The organism is Mycolicibacterium xanthum (assembly GCF_019710635.1).
GTDB lineage: Bacteria > Actinomycetota > Actinomycetes > Mycobacteriales > Mycobacteriaceae > Mycobacterium > Mycobacterium xanthum.
Genome location: NZ_JAIFZS010000001.1, coordinates 385,514 through 403,230 on the forward strand (window position 1 = coordinate 385,514; position 17,717 = coordinate 403,230).

Here is a 17,717-nt window from a genome sequence, read left to right on the forward strand (position 1 = left end):
GAAAGGGAGAGCTGGCCAGCCCATGATGTTCGTGATCGGCATCGTGCTCTTCGCACTCGCCATCCTGTTGTCGGTGGCGCTGCACGAGTGCGGGCACATGTGGGTGGCGCGGGCCACCGGCATGAAGGTGCGCCGCTACTTCGTCGGCTTCGGTCCCACGCTGTGGTCGACCCGCCGGCCCAACCGGCTCGGGGAGACGGAGTACGGCGTCAAGGCGATCCCGCTGGGCGGTTTCTGCGACATCGCCGGGATGACGTCGGTCGACGAGATCGCCCCGGAGGACGAGCGGTACGCGATGTACCGGCAGAAGACCTGGAAACGGGTCGCGGTGCTGGCCGCCGGGCCCGGGATGAACTTCGTCATCGGATTGGTGCTGCTCTACGCCATCGCGGTGGTGTGGGGCCTGCCCAACCTGCACCAGCCGACCAACGCCATGGTGGGGGAGACCTCCTGTGTGAAATCCGAGGTGACCAAGGGCAGCCTGGGCGACTGCATCGCCCCGAGCCCGGCCGCCGCGGCCGGGATCCAGGCCGGCGACGTCGTCGTCAAGGTCGGCGACACCCCGGTCGCGAACTTCGACGAGCTGGTCGCCGCGGTGCGCCCGCTGGACGGTCCGACGCCGGTCACCGTGCAGCGCGAGGAGGCGGGCCAGACCCGGGAGTTCACCACCACGGTCGATGTCACGCCCAGCCAGCGCTTCGTGGCCGGTGCCGACGGCGCCGGACCGGCGCCCACCGACGTCGGCACCATCGGTGTCACCGCGGCCAGCTTCGGGCCCACGCAGTACAACCCGCTTTCGGCGGTGCCCGGGACGGTCGCGTTCACCGGCGACCTGGCCGTGGAACTCGGCAAGTCACTGGCGAAGATCCCCACCAAGGTCGGCGCACTGGTGCATTCCATCGGCGGCGGCGAGCGTGACCCGGAGACGCCGATCAGCGTCGTCGGCGCCAGCATCATCGGCGGCGACACCGTCGACGCCGGTCTGTGGGTGGCGTTCTGGTTCTTCCTGGCCCAACTGAACTTCGTGCTCGGCGCGATCAACCTGATCCCGCTGCTGCCGTTCGACGGCGGTCACATAGCGATCGCCGTGTTCGAGAAGGTCCGCAACATGTTCCGCTCGGCGCGCGGCAGGGTGGCCGCCGCCCCGGTCAACTACCTCAAGCTGCTGCCCGCCACCTACGTGGTGTTTGCACTGGTGGCCGGGTACATGCTGCTGACCGTGACCGCCGACCTGGTCAACCCGATCAGGTTGTTCCAGTAGCACCCTAGGGAGACACGTGACCTCGATCGGTCTGGGGATGCCCGCAGTATCCTCGAACGCGCCGCCGCCCGTACTGGCACCCCGCCGCAAGACCCGCCAGCTGATGGTGCGCGACGTCGGGGTGGGCAGCGACCACCCGATCTCCGTGCAGTCCATGTGCACCACCAAGACCCACGACATCAACGCGACGCTGCAACAGATCGCCGAGCTGACCGCGTCGGGCTGCGACATCGTGCGGGTGGCCTGCCCGCGCCAGGAGGACGCCGACGCGCTGCCGGCCATCGCGGCGAAGTCGAAGATCCCGGTGATCGCCGACATCCACTTCCAGCCCAAGTACATCTTCGCCGCGATCGACGCCGGCTGCGCCGCGGTCCGGGTGAATCCCGGCAACATCAAGGAGTTCGACGGCCGGGTCGCCGAGGTCGCCAAGGCCGCCGGGGACGCCGGCATCCCGATCCGGATCGGCGTCAACGCGGGGTCGCTCGACAAGCGGTTCATGGACAAGTACGGCAAGGCCACCCCCGAGGCGCTGGTGGAGTCGGCGCTGTGGGAGGCCTCGCTGTTCGAGGAGCACGGCTTCGGCAACATCAAGATCAGCGTCAAGCACAACGACCCGGTCGTCATGGTGGCGGCCTACGAGCAACTCGCCGCGCAGTGCGACTACCCGCTGCACCTCGGCGTGACCGAGGCGGGCCCGGCGTTCCAGGGCACCATCAAGTCGGCCGTCGCGTTCGGCGCGCTGCTGTCCAAGGGAATCGGCGACACCATCCGGGTCTCGCTGTCGGCGCCGCCGGCCGAGGAGGTCAAGGTCGGCAACCAGATCCTGGAGTCGCTCAACCTGCGCCCGCGCTCGCTGGAGATCGTCTCGTGCCCGTCCTGCGGGCGGGCCCAGGTGGACGTCTACACGCTGGCCAACGAGGTGACCGCAGGTCTGGAGGGCATGGAGGTGCCGCTGCGGGTCGCGGTGATGGGCTGCGTCGTCAACGGGCCCGGCGAGGCCCGCGAGGCCGACCTCGGGGTGGCCTCGGGCAACGGCAAGGGGCAGATCTTCGTGAAGGGCGAGGTCATCAAGACCGTCCCCGAGGCGCTCATCGTCGAGACGCTGATCGAGGAGGCCATGCGCCTGGCCGCCGAAATGGACACGGCGCGAGGTTCGGATGATGCCAGCGGTTCGCCTATTGTGACCGTAAGCTAGGACTCGGCCCCCGGGCGTTGCCGGTCGGCTGCTCAGGGTTTCGCAGAAAGAGTCCAGATGTCGGCTCCTCCACTGTTCCGGCTCGTCGACGAGCGACGGGTGTCGGTGGTCCGAGACAGCCGTGACATGGCCGCTGTCCGACAGGTTCTCGACGACGATCCGGTCGCATCCTGCATGGTCGCCTCCCGCGTCGCCGAACACGGCATCGAGCCGTCCGCGATCGGCGGCGAGCTGTGGACCCGTCGCCGCGCCGACGAATCCCTGTGTTACGCCGGCGCCAACCTGATCCCGCTGCGCGGCGGGCTGGGCGACCTGAATGCGTTCGCCGACAAGGCGATGAGCTCGGCGCGCCGGTGTTCGTCGCTGGTCGGCCGCGCCGAGCTGGTGCTGCCGATGTGGCAACGCCTCGAGCATGTCTGGGGCCCGGCCCGCGACGTGCGCGCCGACCAGCCGCTGATGGCGCTGAGTACCGCGCCGGCCTGCCCGGTCGACCCCGCGGTTCGGCCGGTGCGCATCGATGAGCTCGACGCCTATCTGGTGGCGGCCATCGACATGTTCATCGGGGAGGTCGGTATCGACCCCCGCATCGGTGACGGCGGCCGTGGCTACCGGCGCCGGGTCGCCTCGCTGATCGCCGCGGGCCGCGCCTGGGCCCGGTTCGAGCGGGGCCAGGTGGTGTTCAAGGCCGAGGTCGGGTCGCAGTCGCCGGCCGTCGGCCAGATCCAGGGCGTGTGGGTGCATCCGGACTGGCGGGGCCGGGGCCTCGGAACCGCCGGGACCGCCGCGCTGGCCGCCGCCGTGGTGGGTGGCGGGCGGATCGCGAGCCTCTACGTCAACAGCTTCAACACCGTCGCGCGGGCGACCTACGCGCGGATCGGTTTCACCGAGATCGGGTCGTTCGCCACCGTCTTGCTCGACTGAGCGCCGCGGCGGCATACGCTTCACCCCATGACCGAGCAGGACCCCATCGCCGAGCGCCGGGCGATCGCCGACGCGCTGGTGCACGCACTGGAACGCCGCCACGAGATCCTCGACGCCGTCGTCGACTCCGATGACTACGACGCGGCGATCGAGGCCATCGCCGACCTGCTCGACACATCGGAGGTGGCCGCCGAGGCGGTGCTGAGGCTCTCGTTCGACCGTCTCACCAAGGTGTCGCGCCGCCGCATCGCGGCGGAACTGGAGAACCTCGCCAGCCAGTCGCCGATCTTCGAGCCGGCCGACCAGACCCCGGGGCCGGCCCGCCGATTGCTGTTGCGCCCGTTCGCCGCCGTCGACGACCGCGACATCTTCGCCGCGCGCACCGACGACATCCGGCTGGCCGGCGACGGGACCGCCACGCCCGCAGGCGAACTCGGCGACGAGATCCGCGACGCGGTGGCCCGCGTCGCCGCCGAGGAAGCCGCCTGGCTGGTGGCCGAGGTCGGGCCGACGAAGGTGGGGATGGTGTTCGGCGAGCTCGCCGGTGGCGAGGTCGACGTGCGCATCTGGATTCATCCGCAGCATCGCAAGCAGGGCTACGGGCTGGCCGCACTGCGGGCGTCGCGTTCGGAGATGGCGGCCTATTTCCCTGCCGTGCCGCTGGTGGTGCGGGCCCCCGCCGCCGGTTCCTGAGCGCGCCGCGGCGGCGCGACCCGGGGCCCGCCGCCGGTTCCGACCGCGACCGGGCACGCCGAACCCCACGTTTTGCAGGCCGCCTCTGGAACGTCGGCTGCAAAAGGTGGGTTTCGCCGTCGCCGGTCGGTGCGCCTGCGCCGAAATCCGATCGTTATTTCTTAACATTTGCCTCAATGGCATCACTGATCTCATCCTCATCACGAGCATCACGCTCGCTGAGCGTCGGCGCGGTCATCGCGCTGGTCGTCACGCTCGGCGCCTGCACGCCACGCCCGAACGGACCCGAGCCGACGGCCGAGGAGTTCTTCGCGGCCCTGGCCACCGGCGACACCGGCGCGGCCGCCGAGCTCAGCGATCGCCCCGCAGATGCCCGGGCGGCGCTCAACGAGGCCTGGTCGGGCCTGCAGGCCACCGGGCTGGACGCGCAGATACTGAGCTCCAAGTACGCCGAGGACACCGGCAGCATCGCCTACCGCTACACCTGGCACCTGCCCAAGAACCGCACCTGGGCCTACGACGGAACGCTGAACATGGTGCGCGACGAGGGCCGGTGGGAGGTGCGGTGGAGCGCCACCGGCCTGCATCCGCGGCTGGGGGAGAACCAGACGTTCGCGCTGCGCGCCGATGCGCCGCCGCGCGCATCGGTGAACGAGCGCAGCGGCACCAACGTGCTGGTGCCCGGCTACCGCTACGGGTTCGCCCTCGACGCGCGGGCCGCGGGCGGGGACCTGATGCCGACCGCCCGGGCGGTCGTCGATGCGCTGCGGCGCTTCGACCCCACGCTGGATCCGCAGCGCCTCGCCGAGCAGGCCAGCTCCACGAAGGGTCCGCTGAGCCTGATCACGTTGCGGCAGGCCGACCGCGATGCCGTCGCCGGAGCCATCGGAGCGCTGCCCGGGGTGGTCATCACCCCGCAGCCGGAGATGGTGCCCACCGACGAGAACTTCGCGCCGACGCTGGTCGATGAGGTCAAGAAGACGGTCGCCGACGACCTCGACGGCAGCCCGGGCTGGCGTGTCGTCACGGTCAACCAGAACGGCGTCGACGTCGAGATCCTCAACGAGGTGCCCGGCGAGCCTGCGCCGTCGGTCACGATCAGCCTGGACCGCGCCGTGCAGGACGCCGCGCAGAACGCCGTCGACTCCACCGACAAGCAGGCGATGATCGTGGTGATCCGGCCCTCGACCGGCGAGATCCTCGCCGTCGCGCAGAACGCGGCGGCCGACCGGGAGGGGCCCATCGCGACCATGGGCCTGTACCCGCCCGGGTCGACGTTCAAGATCGTCACCGCGGGCGCCGCCATCGAACGCGACATGGCCACCCCGAACACGTTGCTGGGCTGTCCGGGCCAGCTGGACATCGGTCATCGCACGGTGCCGAACTACGGCGGGTTCGACCTCGGCACGGTGCCGATGTCGCGGGCGTTCGCCAGCTCGTGCAACACCACGTTCGCCGAACTGGCCAGCCGGATGCCGCCGCGCGGCCTGACCCAGGCGGCCGCGCAGTACGGAATCGGGCCCGACTACAACATCGCGGGCCTGTCCACGGTCAGCGGGTCGGTGCCGCCGACGGTCAACCTCACCGAGCGCACCGAGGACGGCTTCGGTCAGGGCAAGGTCCTGGTCAGCCCGTTCGGCATGGCGATGGCCGCCGCCACGGTGGCCGCCGGACGCACCCCGGTGCCGCACCTGATCGACGGCCGGGAGACCGCGGTCAACGGTGACCGCGACCAGATCCCGGCCGCCGTCGTCGACGACCTGCGGCCGATGATGCGGCTGGTGGTCACCAACGGCACCGCCAAGGACCTGCAGGGCGCCGGCGACGTCCGCGGCAAGACCGGAGAGGCCGAGTTCGCGGGCGGCTCGCATTCGTGGTTCACCGGGTACCGCGGCGACATGGCGTTCTCGGCGCTGATCGTCGGCGGCGGCAGTTCGGAGTACGCGGTGCGGATGCTGAAGTACATGCTGGACTCGCTGCCCGACGGCTACCTCGGCTGACTTGCCCGGGATCACACCGGCAATCGGCGGTGCGGGCGCTCGGCGGCGGTACCGTGGAGGCATCATGACCGACGTCAACCAGGGCAGAACCCACCGCGTCAGCGACGCGGCCCTGGTGCGCACCCCGGCCGAGCCGGTGGAGATGCGGATCTCCGACGCCGACCGCAACGGAACGCTGCGCCGACTGCACAACGCCGTCGCGCTCGGGTTGATCGACATCGAGGAGTTCGAGGAACGCTCGGCGATGGTGTCGCGGGCGCGGATGCCGTCGGATCTCGACATCCTCGTCGGGGATCTGCCCGGTCCGGGCGCGATCGTCACGTCGGCCGCCGACCGCGTCGAGCTTCGTGGAGTGCTCGGCTCGCTGAAGCGCCAGGGCGAGTGGATCGTGCCCACCCGGCTGGCGCTGCACCGGCGGATGGGTTCGGTGGACCTGGACCTGACCAGGGCACGCTTCGCCGGCCCGATCGTCGTCATCGAGCTCGACCTGGTGCTCGGTGGCCTGGACCTGCGGCTGCCCGATGGCGCCAGCGCCTCGATCGACGACGTGGAGGTCAACGTCGGCAGCGCCCACGACCACCGCAGGGACGCACCCGCCGAGGGCAATCCGCATGTGATCCTGACCGGCAAGGTGGTGTGCGGTTCGGTCGACATCCGCGGACCCCGCAGGTCGTGGCGGATGGCCCGGTTCTCCCGGTCAACCTGAGCGTTCTCCCGGGCTACCTGAGTTCCTCGTCGGGGACGCCGTAGCGCTGCTGATAGCCGCGCACCTGCTCGCGTACCGATCCGGCGTCCAGCCCGGTGTCCGACCACCGGTAGCGCTTGCCGCCGTGATCGCCGGGATGGGCGGCCAGGTGCGCCCGCATCCGTTGTTCGGCGGCGGGGTCGAGTTCACGGCCCAGCTCGGCGTAGAGCGCGCGCACCGTGGCCAACGGGTCCCGCATGAAATCGGCGAACTGCACGTCGATGACCTGTCGCTCGCCCAGCACGCCGGTGTCGCGCAGCGCGGTGGCGCGCTGCAGCCCGACGACGATCTCCTCGCAGGACTGCGCGGCGCATTCCTCGATGGAGGACTCGTCGGAGGCCAGCCGGCGCAGATGGTGGGTCAGTGCGCTGATCGAGGAGATGACGTTGAGCGGGTCGCGGTGGGTCTGCACGATCAGCGCGTCGGGGTACTCGGCGACCAGCGCTTCGAGCTGCCACAGATGCGCGGGTGACTTCAGCAGCCACTGCCCGCCCACCCCGGACTGCAGGTGCTGCAGGAACATCCGGTGATAGCGGTAGGCGGGGCCGTGGTCGGCGTCATGGTGCAGCCACCGCGCGTAGCCGGGCAGCCGGTACTGCACCGGGAAGATCATCGAGCAGAACTCCCCGGCGGTGATGCGCACGCACTCCTGGCCGACCAGCGCCCCCATCGGATGGTGCGCCAGCAGACCCGGCACGATCTGCTCGGACATCTCGATGGTGGCCTGGGTCTCGGCGATGCGCGGGTCGGTGTCGTAGCTCTCCGGCCCCGGCGGTGGGTAGGGATGGTCGACCTCCCAGGTCAGCGGCGGCCGCAGCGCCGGATCCTGGGCCAGCAGGTCGAACAGGATCGTGGTGCCGGTGCGGGGCTGCCCCACGATGAAGATCGGCCGGGACACCGGTGCGGCGGCGACGTCGGCGTGGGTGCGGCGCCAGTCGACGATCTGCAGCCGGTGGGTCAGTGCGCGCACGATGTCCATCGCCGCGATCTCGACCCCGAGATCGTTGAGCCGCGCCTCGCCGGCCAGCCCGTCGCACAACCGGGCCAGCCCGTCGCGCCAGGTCTCACCCAATTCGGCACCGCCGAAATCGGTGCTGCCCGCAGCCGCGCAGGCCTGCTCGACCAGCCGGTCGGGCACGAACCGGTCGGCGGTCACGACGCCGCCCTGCCGCGCCGGACCGCGGTGTGCACGACCGGTGGCTCGGGATTGTCGAGCCAGCGCAGGATGACGAATCCGCGCTCGCGGCCGCCGGTGTCCAGCCAGTGGCCGTGACCGAGGTCCGCGGCCCCGACGGCGATGCGCACCCGTCCGTCGTCGTCCGGCCGTACTCCGCGGTTGGTCACCGAGCTGTGCCGGTGCCGCGGCTCCAGGCATTCGTGCCAGACGCTTTCCAGCGTCACGTTCCAGTACCGGGTGTCGGGCGGGGTGATCTCGAGCACCAGCGACTCATCGGGCTCCAGGGCGAACGACCCGATCATGTAGAGGTTGTCCGGCGTGGTGTTGTCGTCGCCGAGGTCGGCGGCCTGCGCGGTCAGCAGCACATTGGGCCGGGCCAGCATCTCGGGTTTGACGGTGCGGTGCAGGGTGGTCAGCTTGGCGATCGTCCACGCCATCGAGGTGAAGGCCTCGGCCGCAGCCCGGTCGGAAATCGGTTGCAGGTCTTCGCCGTCGAGGCAGTCGATGGTCATCGTCGCGTGCTGTTCAGAGGCCGGGTCGGCGATGTACTCACGCACCACCACGGCCGAGGCGTCATCGGGAATCTGGACCCACTGCGCGTCGCCGAGGACCTCGGCCGTCGGGCAGGCGGCCGACAGGACCAACGCGAAAGACCCCGAGGACAGCGCCAACTCCGAGTCGCCGACGTAGGCCGCCATCCGGCGGGGGTTCAGCCCGGTGCCGGCGAGTACCTGGAATCCCAGGTAAGCGGTGCTGCCACGGTGGCCGGTGATCCGGTAGCTGCGGTCACCGGAGATCATCGCCAGCAGGTATCTGCCGTCGGGGTTGGGGCCGGCCAACTGTCGGGTGTCCGAGCACATGTCGAAGAAGTGCGGGCGCTGCGGATCGGCTTCGATCGACATCTCGGTGCACAGCGCGGTCGTCTTGGCCAGGACGCGTAACCCTTCAATCACTTCTCGTTCGTTGACGGCGTCCTCGATCACCATCGACGTCATATCGGACAGCATCTGCTGGGTGAATTTCCAAGATTCGAGCGCGGCGGGGGCCCAGGCGTTGCGGTTCACATCCATGATGAGACATAGTCTCACTGTGGACGTCGTATCAGAAGGCAAATCGGCGGAACGCCTGACGGCGAGGAAACAGCGGGCGACCAAGGCCCGCATCGCCGCCGCCGCCGCGCAGGCCGTCGCCGACCACGGGCTGGCCGGTGCCACCGTGGAGCAGATCGCGGCCGCGGCCGAGGTCGGTCGCGCCACGTTCTTCCGGTACTTCTCGGCCAAGGAGGACGCGGTCGCCGACGGGATGACCACCCGCTGGCTGGACGTCATCACCGCGGCGATCGCCGCGCAACCGCCCGAGCTGGCCGCCGACGAGGCGGTTCTGGCCGCCTTCGGCACGCTCGGCGACGGTTTCGGGGCGATCAGCGATCAGGTCCGCGAGCTCGCCACGCTGACCCGCTCGTCGCCGGTGTTCAGCGCGTGGACGCTGCAGATCTACCTGCGCTACGAGACGGCCATCGCCGACCTGCTGGCCGGCCGGTTCGCCGACCCGGTGCCCGACGACCCACGGCCGCGGCTGCTGGGGGCGGTTGCGATGGCCTCGGTGCGGATCGCGCTGGACGACTGGCTGGTCCACGGCGGTTCGCTACCGGGGCGGGTGCGCGCGGCGCTGGTCTCCATTCGCCTGGTGTGAGAACGGCCGGTCTCAGCGCGGGTCGAGGACCGCGAAGCTCAGCGTCGACTTGGCCGCCAGCCGGCCCCGGCCGACGTCGGTGACGTCGACCGCGATCACCGACAACCGGCGCCCGGCACGTACCACGGTCGCCTCGGCGCGGGCCGGACCGGCCAGGATCGGGGCCAGGAAATGCACGGTCATGTCGGCGGTGGTGACGTCCTGGCCGGGCCCGACGTGCCGCTCGGCCAGCCGGCCTGCGGCGATGTCGATCAGCGTCGCGACGAGGCCGCCCTGCAGTGCTCCGCGCCGGTTCGCCAGGTCGGGCCGGTTGTCCAGCTCGATGACCAGCCGCTCGTCGGACTCCTCGACATCGCGGAAGTCCAGCTGAGCGAACAAATGTCCCGGGGTGACCTGCATGCCGGAACGCTAGCATTGCCCACATGTCTGTACGGAGTGCCCTGCAGCCCGGCACGGTGTCGCCGACACTGCCGGTGCCCAAGTCGATCGCCCGCCCCGAGTACGTGGGCAGGCCGACCGCGCTGGAGGGCAGCGAGCCGTGGGTCCAGACGCCCGAGGTGATCGAGAAGATGCGGGTGGCCGGCCGGATCGCGGCGGGCGCCCTCGCCGAGGCGGGCAAGGCGGTCGCCCCCGGTGTCACCACCGACCAGTTGGACCGGATCGCCCACGCGTACATGATCGACCACGGCGCCTACCCGTCCACACTGGGCTACAAGGGCTACCCCAAGTCCTGCTGTACGTCGCTGAACGAGATCATCTGCCATGGCATCCCGGATTCGACCGTCATCGAGGACGGCGACATCGTCAACATCGACGTCACCGCCTACATCGACGGCGTGCACGGCGACACCAACGCGACCTTCCTGGCCGGCGACGTCAGCGAGGAGCACCGGCTGCTCGTCGAGCGAACCCACGAGGCCACCATGCGGGCGATCAAGGCGGTCAAGCCCGGCCGGGCGTTGTCGATCGTCGGCCGGGTCATCGAGGCCTATGCAAACCGGTTCGGCTACAAAGTGGTTCGTGATTTCACCGGGCACGGCATCGGCACCACCTTCCACAACGGTCTGGTGGTGCTGCACTACGATCAGCCGTCGGTGCAGACCGTGCTCGAGCCGGGCATGACCTTCACGATCGAGCCGATGATCAACCTCGGCGGGCTGGACTACGAGATCTGGGACGACGACTGGACGGTGGCCACCAAGGACCGCAAATGGACCGCCCAGTTCGAGCACACCCTGGTGGTCACCGACACCGGCGCGGAGATCCTCACCCGGCTCTGAGCCATCGGTAGCCTTGGGGCATGACCCGGGTGGCATTCGTCGCCGCACTCCTCGCCGTGCTGCTGGCCGGGTGCGGACACGCCGTCAGCGGCACCGCGACCTGGCCCGGTGCCCGCCTGGAGCGAGCCGTGCTGACCGAGGCGGACTTTCCGCCCGGGGTGCGCTACGAGCGCATGATGCAGGGGCAGGGTGACGGCCCGGGTCCGGCCCCACCGATGCTGTCCAGGCCGGCGGGGTGCACCGACGCCCTGACCCGCGACATCGCTGACACCGCCGAGTACGGCGCGGGCAGCGCGATCGAGTACGTCGCCACCTACGACGGTGCCCGCATGGTGGTGTCCGTGCTGTCCTGGCCGTTGAATCTCGAGCGGCTGCAAGCCACCGCGCAGCGGTGCGCGGCCTACAGGACGTTCTTCGACCCGTCGGACCCGGGGATCGCGATGACGACGACGCGGCTGCAGACCCCGCGCCCGGACGCGTTGGTCTACGAACAGACGATGCACCTTCCCCGCGCCGAGAGCAGCGTGTACTTCTCGTTCGAGAATGTCGGCTCGATCGGCGTGTTCGGCATCGCGTTTCCCGCCCCAGACCCGTCCATCGCCGTCAAAGGCACGCTGCCGCAGACCTTTTTGGAGCTGCTCTCGAAACAGGCCGAGCGCGCCGAGGCGGTGTGACCGCACCCGTCGAGACGGTGCAAAACTGCCCGCCGGATCGGCGTGGCCTGTAGCGTGACGCAATGCCTTCTCCGATGGTCGCCGTCGACGGCTTCGGTGTGCCCGTCGAGATCGCCGGGCCGGAGAAGGGTTCGGTCGTGGTGGTCCTCGGTGCGTCGAATCAGACGCCCGTCGCCTATGACGCGGTGTGCCAACGGCTGCACACCGCGTCGCTGAGGACCGTGGTGATCGGCCAGGACCCCCGCCTGACGCCCAAGTCGGTGCTGGGCATCCTGGATTCGGTCGGGGTGCGGTGGGCGCTGCTGGTCGGCGACCGGCTGGGTGGGGAGCTGGCCTGGGAGCTGGCCGCCACCCGGCTGGATCGCTTCATCGGCCTGGTGGTGATCGATCGTGGTCATCCGCGGGTGCCCGATCTGGCGGGCGTGGTCCGCGACGAGCACTGCCCGCCGGTCGAACTGAACACCACGGTGTTGGTCAGTACCAGCGCCGCCCGTACGGTCGCCAGGGCCAGCCAGCGGTTCGTCTACGGCGAATACCGCGTCGTCGACCTGCTCGGCCGGCGCAACGCAGCCGATTCCACCGCGCAGCTGGCCGCGGAGATCGTGATGCGCACCAGCACCTGGTGAACGCTCACGGCTTGCGCTCGGCCTTCTTGCTTTCGGCCCTGTCGCGTTCGGCCTCGTCCGGGGTCCAAGCCTGCGGCAGCCCCGGTTGGCCGGGAAACAGGAAGTCCACGAACGCCTTTGCGGTGGGCTGCGGCTCGTGGTTGGCCAGCCCCGGCCGCTCGTTGGCCTCGATGAACACATAGTCGGGCCGGGTGACGTCGGGCACCAGCAGATCGATGCCGGTGACCGGGATGCCGATCGCCTCGGCCGCGGCCACCGCCACCGAGCGCAACTCCGGGTGCACGCTGGCGGTGACGTCGTGGATGGTGCCGCCCTGGTGCAGGTTGGCCGTGCGCCGCACCCGCAGCCGGGTGCCCTCGGGCAGCACGTCGTCGAACGACCAGCCCGCCTCCCGGACGGTCGCCTCGGTCACGTCGTCCATCGGGATGCGGGACTCGCCGCCGGTGGCGGCCGCCCGTCGCCGGCTCTGCGCCTCGATGAGCTCCCGCACGGTGTGCTTGCCCGTGCCGGTGACCTCGGCGGGCCTGCGCAGCGCGGCGGCGACGACCTTGTGGTCGATCACCACCAGGCGCAGGTCGTCACCCTCGGCGCGCTGCTCGATCAGCACCTCGGGGTGCTGCTGGCGGGCCCGGGCCAGCGCCGCGTCCAGATCGTCGGGGCCGGTGACCCCCACGGTGATGCCCTTGCCCTGCTCGCCCCGGGTCGGCTTGACCACGACGTCGCCCACCTCGGCGAGGAACTCGTGGTCGGCCTCGTCGAACGTCGCCAGCCGGCCCATCGGCACGATGATGCCGGCCTCGGACACGATGCGCCGGGTCAGCCGCTTGTCGTCGCAGCGGCTCATCGCCACCGCAGAGGTGTACTCCGACAACGACTCCCGGGTGATCACGGTGCGCCCGCCGTGGGACAACCGGAGCTCGCCGGCCTCGGCGTCGAGCACCTCCACCCAGATGCCGCGCCGGATGGCCTCGTCGGCGATGATCCGCGCGTACGGGTTGAGGTCGTCGACGGTCTCGGGGGGATGGGTGAACAACGGCTCGTTGATGGCGTTCTTGCGTTTGACCGCCATCACCGGCACCCGGGTGAACCCGAGCTTCTCGTAGAGGCCGATCGCAGCGGTGTTGTCGTGGGCCACGGACAAGTCGATGTAGGCCCGGCCGCGGCGCTGCATGATCTGGGCCAGCGCCCGGGTCAGGGCGACGCCCACCCCGGGCAGACCCGCGGCCGGGTCGACGGCCAGCGTCCACAGGCTCGAACCCTGCTCCGGGTCGCCGAACAGCCGTTCGTGGTCGACGCCGGTGACGGTGCCGATCACCGTTCCGTCGTCATCGCGCACCGCCACCAGGTAGTCGACGGCGTCGACCTCGCGGTGGTTGCGCCAGATCACGTCCGTCGGCGCGGGCACCATGCCGCACCTCACGTAAACGCGGTTGATCTCGTCGGCGTCGACGGGGTCGGTGAGAGTGCGCACCGTGATGCCCAGCGACGGCGCCGGGTCGACCTCCTCGTAGAACCGCCACCGGTAGGTGTGACTCGGGTCGATGAACAGTTCGGCGGGTGCGCGGGCCACCAGGACGTGCGGTTCGCGGGCGTAGATGCAGATGTCACGGCGGCCCTGCGCCTCTTCGCGCAGCACCTCGGCGAGTTGCTCCGGGTCGCTGAACGTCTGCCCGAATATCAGTCGGCCCCAACCGAGTTCGAGAACCACGTCGGAGGCCATCGACTCGACCATGTCCGGCGGTGCGGCTTCGTGCAGTGAAAGGGTGATCCCCTCGGGGTGTTCGCCGCCCGGTTCCGCACGGGGGTCGGGCGTGCTCATGCCGCAGGGCCCTTGATCCCGTGTCGTTGCAGCCACAGTTCCAGCAGCGCTATCTGCCACAGCTCGTTGCCGCGCAGCGGGGTGAGCCTGCCGTTCGGGTCGGCCAGCAACTGCTCGACCGCCTCGGGGCGGAACAGCCCGCGCTCCTTGGCTTCCGGGGCGTACAGCGCGTCGCGCACCATGTCCAGGTAGGGCCCCTCGAGGTGGGTCAGGGCCGGCACCGGGAAATACCCCTTGGGGCGGTCGATGACCTCGGACGGGATCACCTTCCGGGCGGCCTGCTTGAGCACGCCCTTGCCCTCGTGGGCGGTCTTGTACTGCGGCGGGCAGGTCGCGGCCAACTCGACCAGGTCGTGGTCGAGGAACGGCACGCGGCCCTCCAGGCCCCACGCCATCGTCATGTTGTCGACTCGCTTGACCGGGTCGTCGACCAGCATCACCGTGGTGTCCAGCCGCAGCGCCCGGTCGACTCCGCCCGTGGCGCCGGCCCGGGCGAAGTGCTCGGCGACGAACAACTCGCTGGGATCGTCGGCGGTGGCCAGGGCGGGCGAGACCAGCGCCGCGTACGCCGACTGGTCCCGGTCGAAGAAGGCCGCCCGATAGCTGGCCACCGACCCCTGCAGCGACGCCGCGGCCGGCTCGCCCATCGGCGGATACCAGTGGTAGCCGGCGAACACCTCGTCGGCGCCCTGGCCGGACTGGACCACCTTGACGTGCTTGGCCACCTCCTGGCTGAGCAGGTAGAACGCGACGCAGTCGTGGCTGACCATCGGCTCGCTCATCGCGTCGATCGCACCGCCGAGGGCCGGCAGCATCCGGTCGGTGCCGATCCGGATCTGGTGGTGGTCGGTGTCGAACCGCTTGGCGATCACGTCGGAGTAGCGAAACTCGTCGCCCTGCACGCCGCCGACCGACTCGAAGCCGATCGAGAACGTCTTGAGCCCGTGCTGGCCGGCCTCGGCGAGCAGCCCGACGATCAGGCTGGAGTCCACCCCGCCGGACAGCAGACAGCCGACCGGCACGTCGGCCACCAGCCGGCGCTCCACCGCGACCCGCAGCGAGTCCAGAACCGCGTCCTCCCAATCCTGTTCGGACCAGTCGGCGCGCTCGTCGCGGCGGGTGAAGTCGGGCTCCCAGTACAGTTTGGTGGTGCGGGTGCCGTCCGGCTCGATCGCCATCAGCGACGCCGGCGGAAGTTTGCCGACGCCGCGCAGGATGGTGCGTGGCGGCGGCACCACCGAGTGGAACGTCATGTAGTGGTGCAGCGCGACCTGGTCGATGCGGGTGTCTATCGAGTTGTCCCGCGCGCCGCCGGCCAGCAGCGCGGGCAGCGACGACGCGAACCTGATCCGGTCGGCGTTCTCGGTGATGTAGAGCGGCTTGATGCCGAGGCGGTCGCGGCCCAGCAGCACCCGGCCGCTGTCGCGCTCGACGATGGCGAACGCGTACATGCCCTTGAGGTGCTCGACGAACCCGTCACCCCAGTGGTGGTAGGCCTTGATCAGCACCTCGGTGTCGCTGTGCGAGAAGAACCGGTAGCCGTGGCCCATCAGGTCGGTGCGCAGCTGCTCGTAGTTGTAGATGCAGCCGTTCCAGGCGATCGACAAACCGAGTTCGGAGTCGACCATCGGCTGGGCACCGGCCTCGGACAGATCGATGATCCTCAGGCGCCGGTGGCCGAGTGCGACCCTGCCTTGCGACCACACTCCCGCGGAGTCGGGCCCGCGGGGGACCATGACCTCTGCCATCGCAGCGACGGCACCGATATCTGGGGTTCTTCCGTCGAGGCGTACCTCGCCGGTGGCTCCACACACCCGTTCGACCCTACTCCGTGACGTCCCACAACGACCGACTTTGTCGTCCCCGCGACCGGCCGGGCCGACGCGGTTGCCGATTGTTTACCCCAGGGCAACTCGATCGAACGGGGGCCCTGAGATCAAGATCGAGATCCTCGTCACAGGCCGCAACGGCCCATCCGGGCGGCTCAGTCGGTGTGGCCCTTGAGGATCTCATCCTCGATGGTGCCGCCCAGGCCCTCGGACTCCGGGTCGTAGCCGTGCAGACCGCCGGTGACCGCGTACTCCTCCTCGGGCGAGAGCACCAGCCGGTGGCGGCCGTAGAGACCGAACACCAGCAGGCCGATGACGTAGAAGATCACGATGGTGATGACGGCGGGCCGGTAGGCCGGGTTGATCAGCACCGCGACGAAGGTGACGGCGGCGATGACGAACGCCACGACGGCGCCCGCGTTGCCGGTGGGGCTGACCCACGGCCGCCGGGCGTTGGGGAACTTGCGGCGCAGCAGTACGAACGACACCATCTGCAGCATGTAGGCCAGCACCGCACCCCAGACCGCGATGTTGAGCACCACGTCGCCGGCGCCTTCGTTGAAGTTGACGATCAGCAGCGCGACGAAGCCGATGATCGCGCCGGTGACCAGCGCGACGTAGGGCGTCTGACGGCTACCGGTCAGCGACAGCACCTTGGGGTAGTAGCCGGCCCGGCTCAGCGAGTACAGGTTGCGGCCGTAGGCGTACATGATGCCCTGCAGGCTGGCCAACAGGCCGATCAGCGCGAACGCCGACAGGATGGCGGCCCAGCCGCTGGGCAGGAACGCCCGGAAGCCGTCCAGCAGTGGTTCGTCGGACGCGCCGAGCGCCTCGGCGCCGGTGACCGCGGGGTTGAGGAAGTAGACGATCGCCGCGCAGGCGACCAGCGAGATCATCCCCCAGATGCCGGCCTTGGGGATGTCCTTGCTCGGGTTGTGGGCTTCCTCGGCGGCCAGCGGCAGCTCTTCGATGCCCAGGAAGAACCACATCGCGAACGGCAGCGCGTAGAGCACGCCGACGATGCCGAACGGCAGGAACGTGCTCGAGCCCGCGGCGGCCGGATCCGCCGCGATGTCGAACAGCTTGCCGAAGTCGACCGCGCCGTTGGCCAGCGCCAGCACGCCGAACAGCACCAGGATGCCCACCGAGATGACCGCGACGGCGATGGCGAACTTGAACGACACCTCCGCGCCCCACGAGTTCAGGCCGACGAAGATCGCGTAGAGGATGATCCACCACACCCAGCCCGGCATCGACAGCCCGAACAGGTCGTTGGTCACCGCATCGGCGTAGCTCGCCGAGAAGTAGACCACCACCCCGGTGGTGAACACGTACTCGATGGACTCGGCGAAGCCGGTGATGAACCCGCCCCACGGCCCCATCGCGGCGCGGGCGAACGAGTAGGCGCCGCCGGTGTGCGGCATGGCCGCCGACATCTCGCCGATCGAGAACAGCATGCCGAAGTACATGACGATGATGACGATCGACGCGATGCCCAGGCCGCCCCAGCCGGCCTCGCCGATGCCGAAGTTCCATCCGGAGAAGTCGCCGGAGATGACCGCCGCGACGCCGATGCCCCACAGTCCCCAGAATCCGGCGGTGCGCAGCAGCGTGCGCTTCTCGAAGTAGTCCGATCCCGCCGATGTGTAGGTGACCCCGGATGTCTTCAGTCGCTCATCGGCCATGGCGGTCCTCCTCGTGTCCGGTGGGGGCCGCCCCGCCCATGCGGGTGCGCCCTCTGAAGAGGCACAATAGGATTCCAAAGGTCTGTTGTCCTACCTTTGGCGGTGAAAATGTTGTAAATG

General features: G+C 69.8%; 16 protein-coding genes. 10 read left to right on the forward strand and 6 right to left on the reverse strand.

Features of this window, described 5'->3' with window-relative positions:
* Nucleotides 1–22: 22 nt before the first annotated feature.
* From JDV09_RS01750 to JDV09_RS01775, 6 genes are all read left to right on the forward strand, one after another.
* Nucleotides 23–1,261 (forward strand): M50 family metallopeptidase, encoded by a 1,239-nt coding sequence (locus JDV09_RS01750; protein ID WP_221367363.1) that lies wholly within the window; start codon nt 23–25, stop codon nt 1,259–1,261.
* Nucleotides 1,262–1,277: 16 nt separating this feature from the next.
* Entirely contained in the window at nt 1,278–2,456 is a 1,179-nt protein-coding gene (ispG, locus tag JDV09_RS01755) for a flavodoxin-dependent (E)-4-hydroxy-3-methylbut-2-enyl-diphosphate synthase (RefSeq protein WP_308123968.1), read from the forward strand.
* 57 nt (nt 2,457–2,513) lie between these two features.
* Complete coding sequence (locus tag JDV09_RS01760; protein ID WP_221367364.1) at nt 2,514–3,377, forward strand: GNAT family N-acetyltransferase; 864 nt, start codon at nt 2,514–2,516, stop codon at nt 3,375–3,377.
* 27 nt (nt 3,378–3,404) lie between these two features.
* A complete protein-coding gene (locus tag JDV09_RS01765) occupies nt 3,405–4,070 on the forward strand; it encodes a GNAT family N-acetyltransferase (protein ID WP_221367365.1) in 666 nt (221 codons plus the stop codon).
* 176 nt (nt 4,071–4,246) lie between these two features.
* Entirely contained in the window at nt 4,247–6,070 is a 1,824-nt protein-coding gene (locus JDV09_RS01770) for a penicillin-binding transpeptidase domain-containing protein (RefSeq protein ID WP_221367366.1), read from the forward strand.
* A 64-nt stretch (nt 6,071–6,134) separates the two neighbouring features.
* Nucleotides 6,135–6,776, forward strand: a complete 642-nt coding sequence (locus JDV09_RS01775) for a DUF1707 SHOCT-like domain-containing protein (protein WP_372452822.1) — start codon at nt 6,135–6,137, stop codon at nt 6,774–6,776.
* A 13-nt stretch (nt 6,777–6,789) separates the two neighbouring features.
* Here the strand turns inward: JDV09_RS01775 and JDV09_RS01780 are convergent, their stop codons facing one another.
* Nucleotides 6,790–7,971 (reverse strand): sulfotransferase family protein, encoded by a 1,182-nt coding sequence (locus JDV09_RS01780; RefSeq protein ID WP_221367367.1) that lies wholly within the window; start codon nt 7,969–7,971, stop codon nt 6,790–6,792.
* Entirely contained in the window at nt 7,968–9,062 is a 1,095-nt protein-coding gene (locus tag JDV09_RS01785) for a DUF1214 domain-containing protein (RefSeq protein WP_221367368.1), read from the reverse strand. Before JDV09_RS01785 ends, JDV09_RS01780 begins: the two co-directional genes overlap by 4 nt.
* A 19-nt stretch (nt 9,063–9,081) precedes the next feature.
* On the opposite strand from JDV09_RS01785, the gene JDV09_RS01790 reads away from it, so the two are divergent.
* Nucleotides 9,082–9,684 carry a TetR family transcriptional regulator gene (locus JDV09_RS01790; protein ID WP_308123969.1) on the forward strand — a complete coding sequence of 201 codons (603 nt, stop codon included), beginning with the start codon at nt 9,082–9,084 and terminating at the stop codon, nt 9,682–9,684.
* A 12-nt stretch (nt 9,685–9,696) separates the two neighbouring features.
* On the opposite strand, the gene JDV09_RS01795 is transcribed toward JDV09_RS01790, so the two are convergent.
* Nucleotides 9,697–10,083, reverse strand: coding sequence for a PaaI family thioesterase (locus JDV09_RS01795; RefSeq protein WP_221367370.1), 387 nt, complete (start codon nt 10,081–10,083; stop codon nt 9,697–9,699).
* Between the two features lie 23 nt (nt 10,084–10,106).
* Between JDV09_RS01795 and map the strand changes: the two genes are divergently transcribed.
* The 3 genes from map (at nt 10,107) to JDV09_RS01810 (ending at nt 12,264) form a co-directional block, all read left to right on the forward strand.
* A complete protein-coding gene (gene map / locus JDV09_RS01800; protein WP_221367371.1) occupies nt 10,107–10,964 on the forward strand; it encodes a type I methionyl aminopeptidase in 858 nt (285 codons plus the stop codon).
* A gap of 20 nt (nt 10,965–10,984) precedes the next feature.
* On the forward strand, nt 10,985–11,638 hold the full coding sequence (locus JDV09_RS01805) for a hypothetical protein (protein ID WP_221367372.1): 654 nt from the start codon (nt 10,985–10,987) through the stop codon (nt 11,636–11,638).
* Between the two features lie 62 nt (nt 11,639–11,700).
* Entirely contained in the window at nt 11,701–12,264 is a 564-nt protein-coding gene (locus JDV09_RS01810; RefSeq protein WP_221367373.1) for an alpha/beta hydrolase, read from the forward strand.
* 4 nt (nt 12,265–12,268) lie between these two features.
* Here JDV09_RS01810 and ngg read toward each other — a convergent pair whose 3' ends face one another.
* The 3 genes from ngg to JDV09_RS01825 all read right to left on the reverse strand — a co-directional run bounded on the left by ngg (nt 12,269) and on the right by JDV09_RS01825 (nt 17,597).
* Complete coding sequence (gene ngg / locus JDV09_RS01815; protein ID WP_221367374.1) at nt 12,269–14,083, reverse strand: N-acetylglutaminylglutamine synthetase; 1,815 nt, start codon at nt 14,081–14,083, stop codon at nt 12,269–12,271.
* Nucleotides 14,080–15,897, reverse strand: a complete 1,818-nt coding sequence (locus JDV09_RS01820; protein WP_221367375.1) for an N-acetylglutaminylglutamine amidotransferase — start codon at nt 15,895–15,897, stop codon at nt 14,080–14,082. Before JDV09_RS01820 ends, ngg begins: the two co-directional genes overlap by 4 nt.
* A gap of 170 nt (nt 15,898–16,067) precedes the next feature.
* Nucleotides 16,068–17,597 (reverse strand): amino acid permease, encoded by a 1,530-nt coding sequence (locus JDV09_RS01825; RefSeq protein WP_221367376.1) that lies wholly within the window; start codon nt 17,595–17,597, stop codon nt 16,068–16,070.
* Nucleotides 17,598–17,717 lie beyond the last annotated feature (120 nt).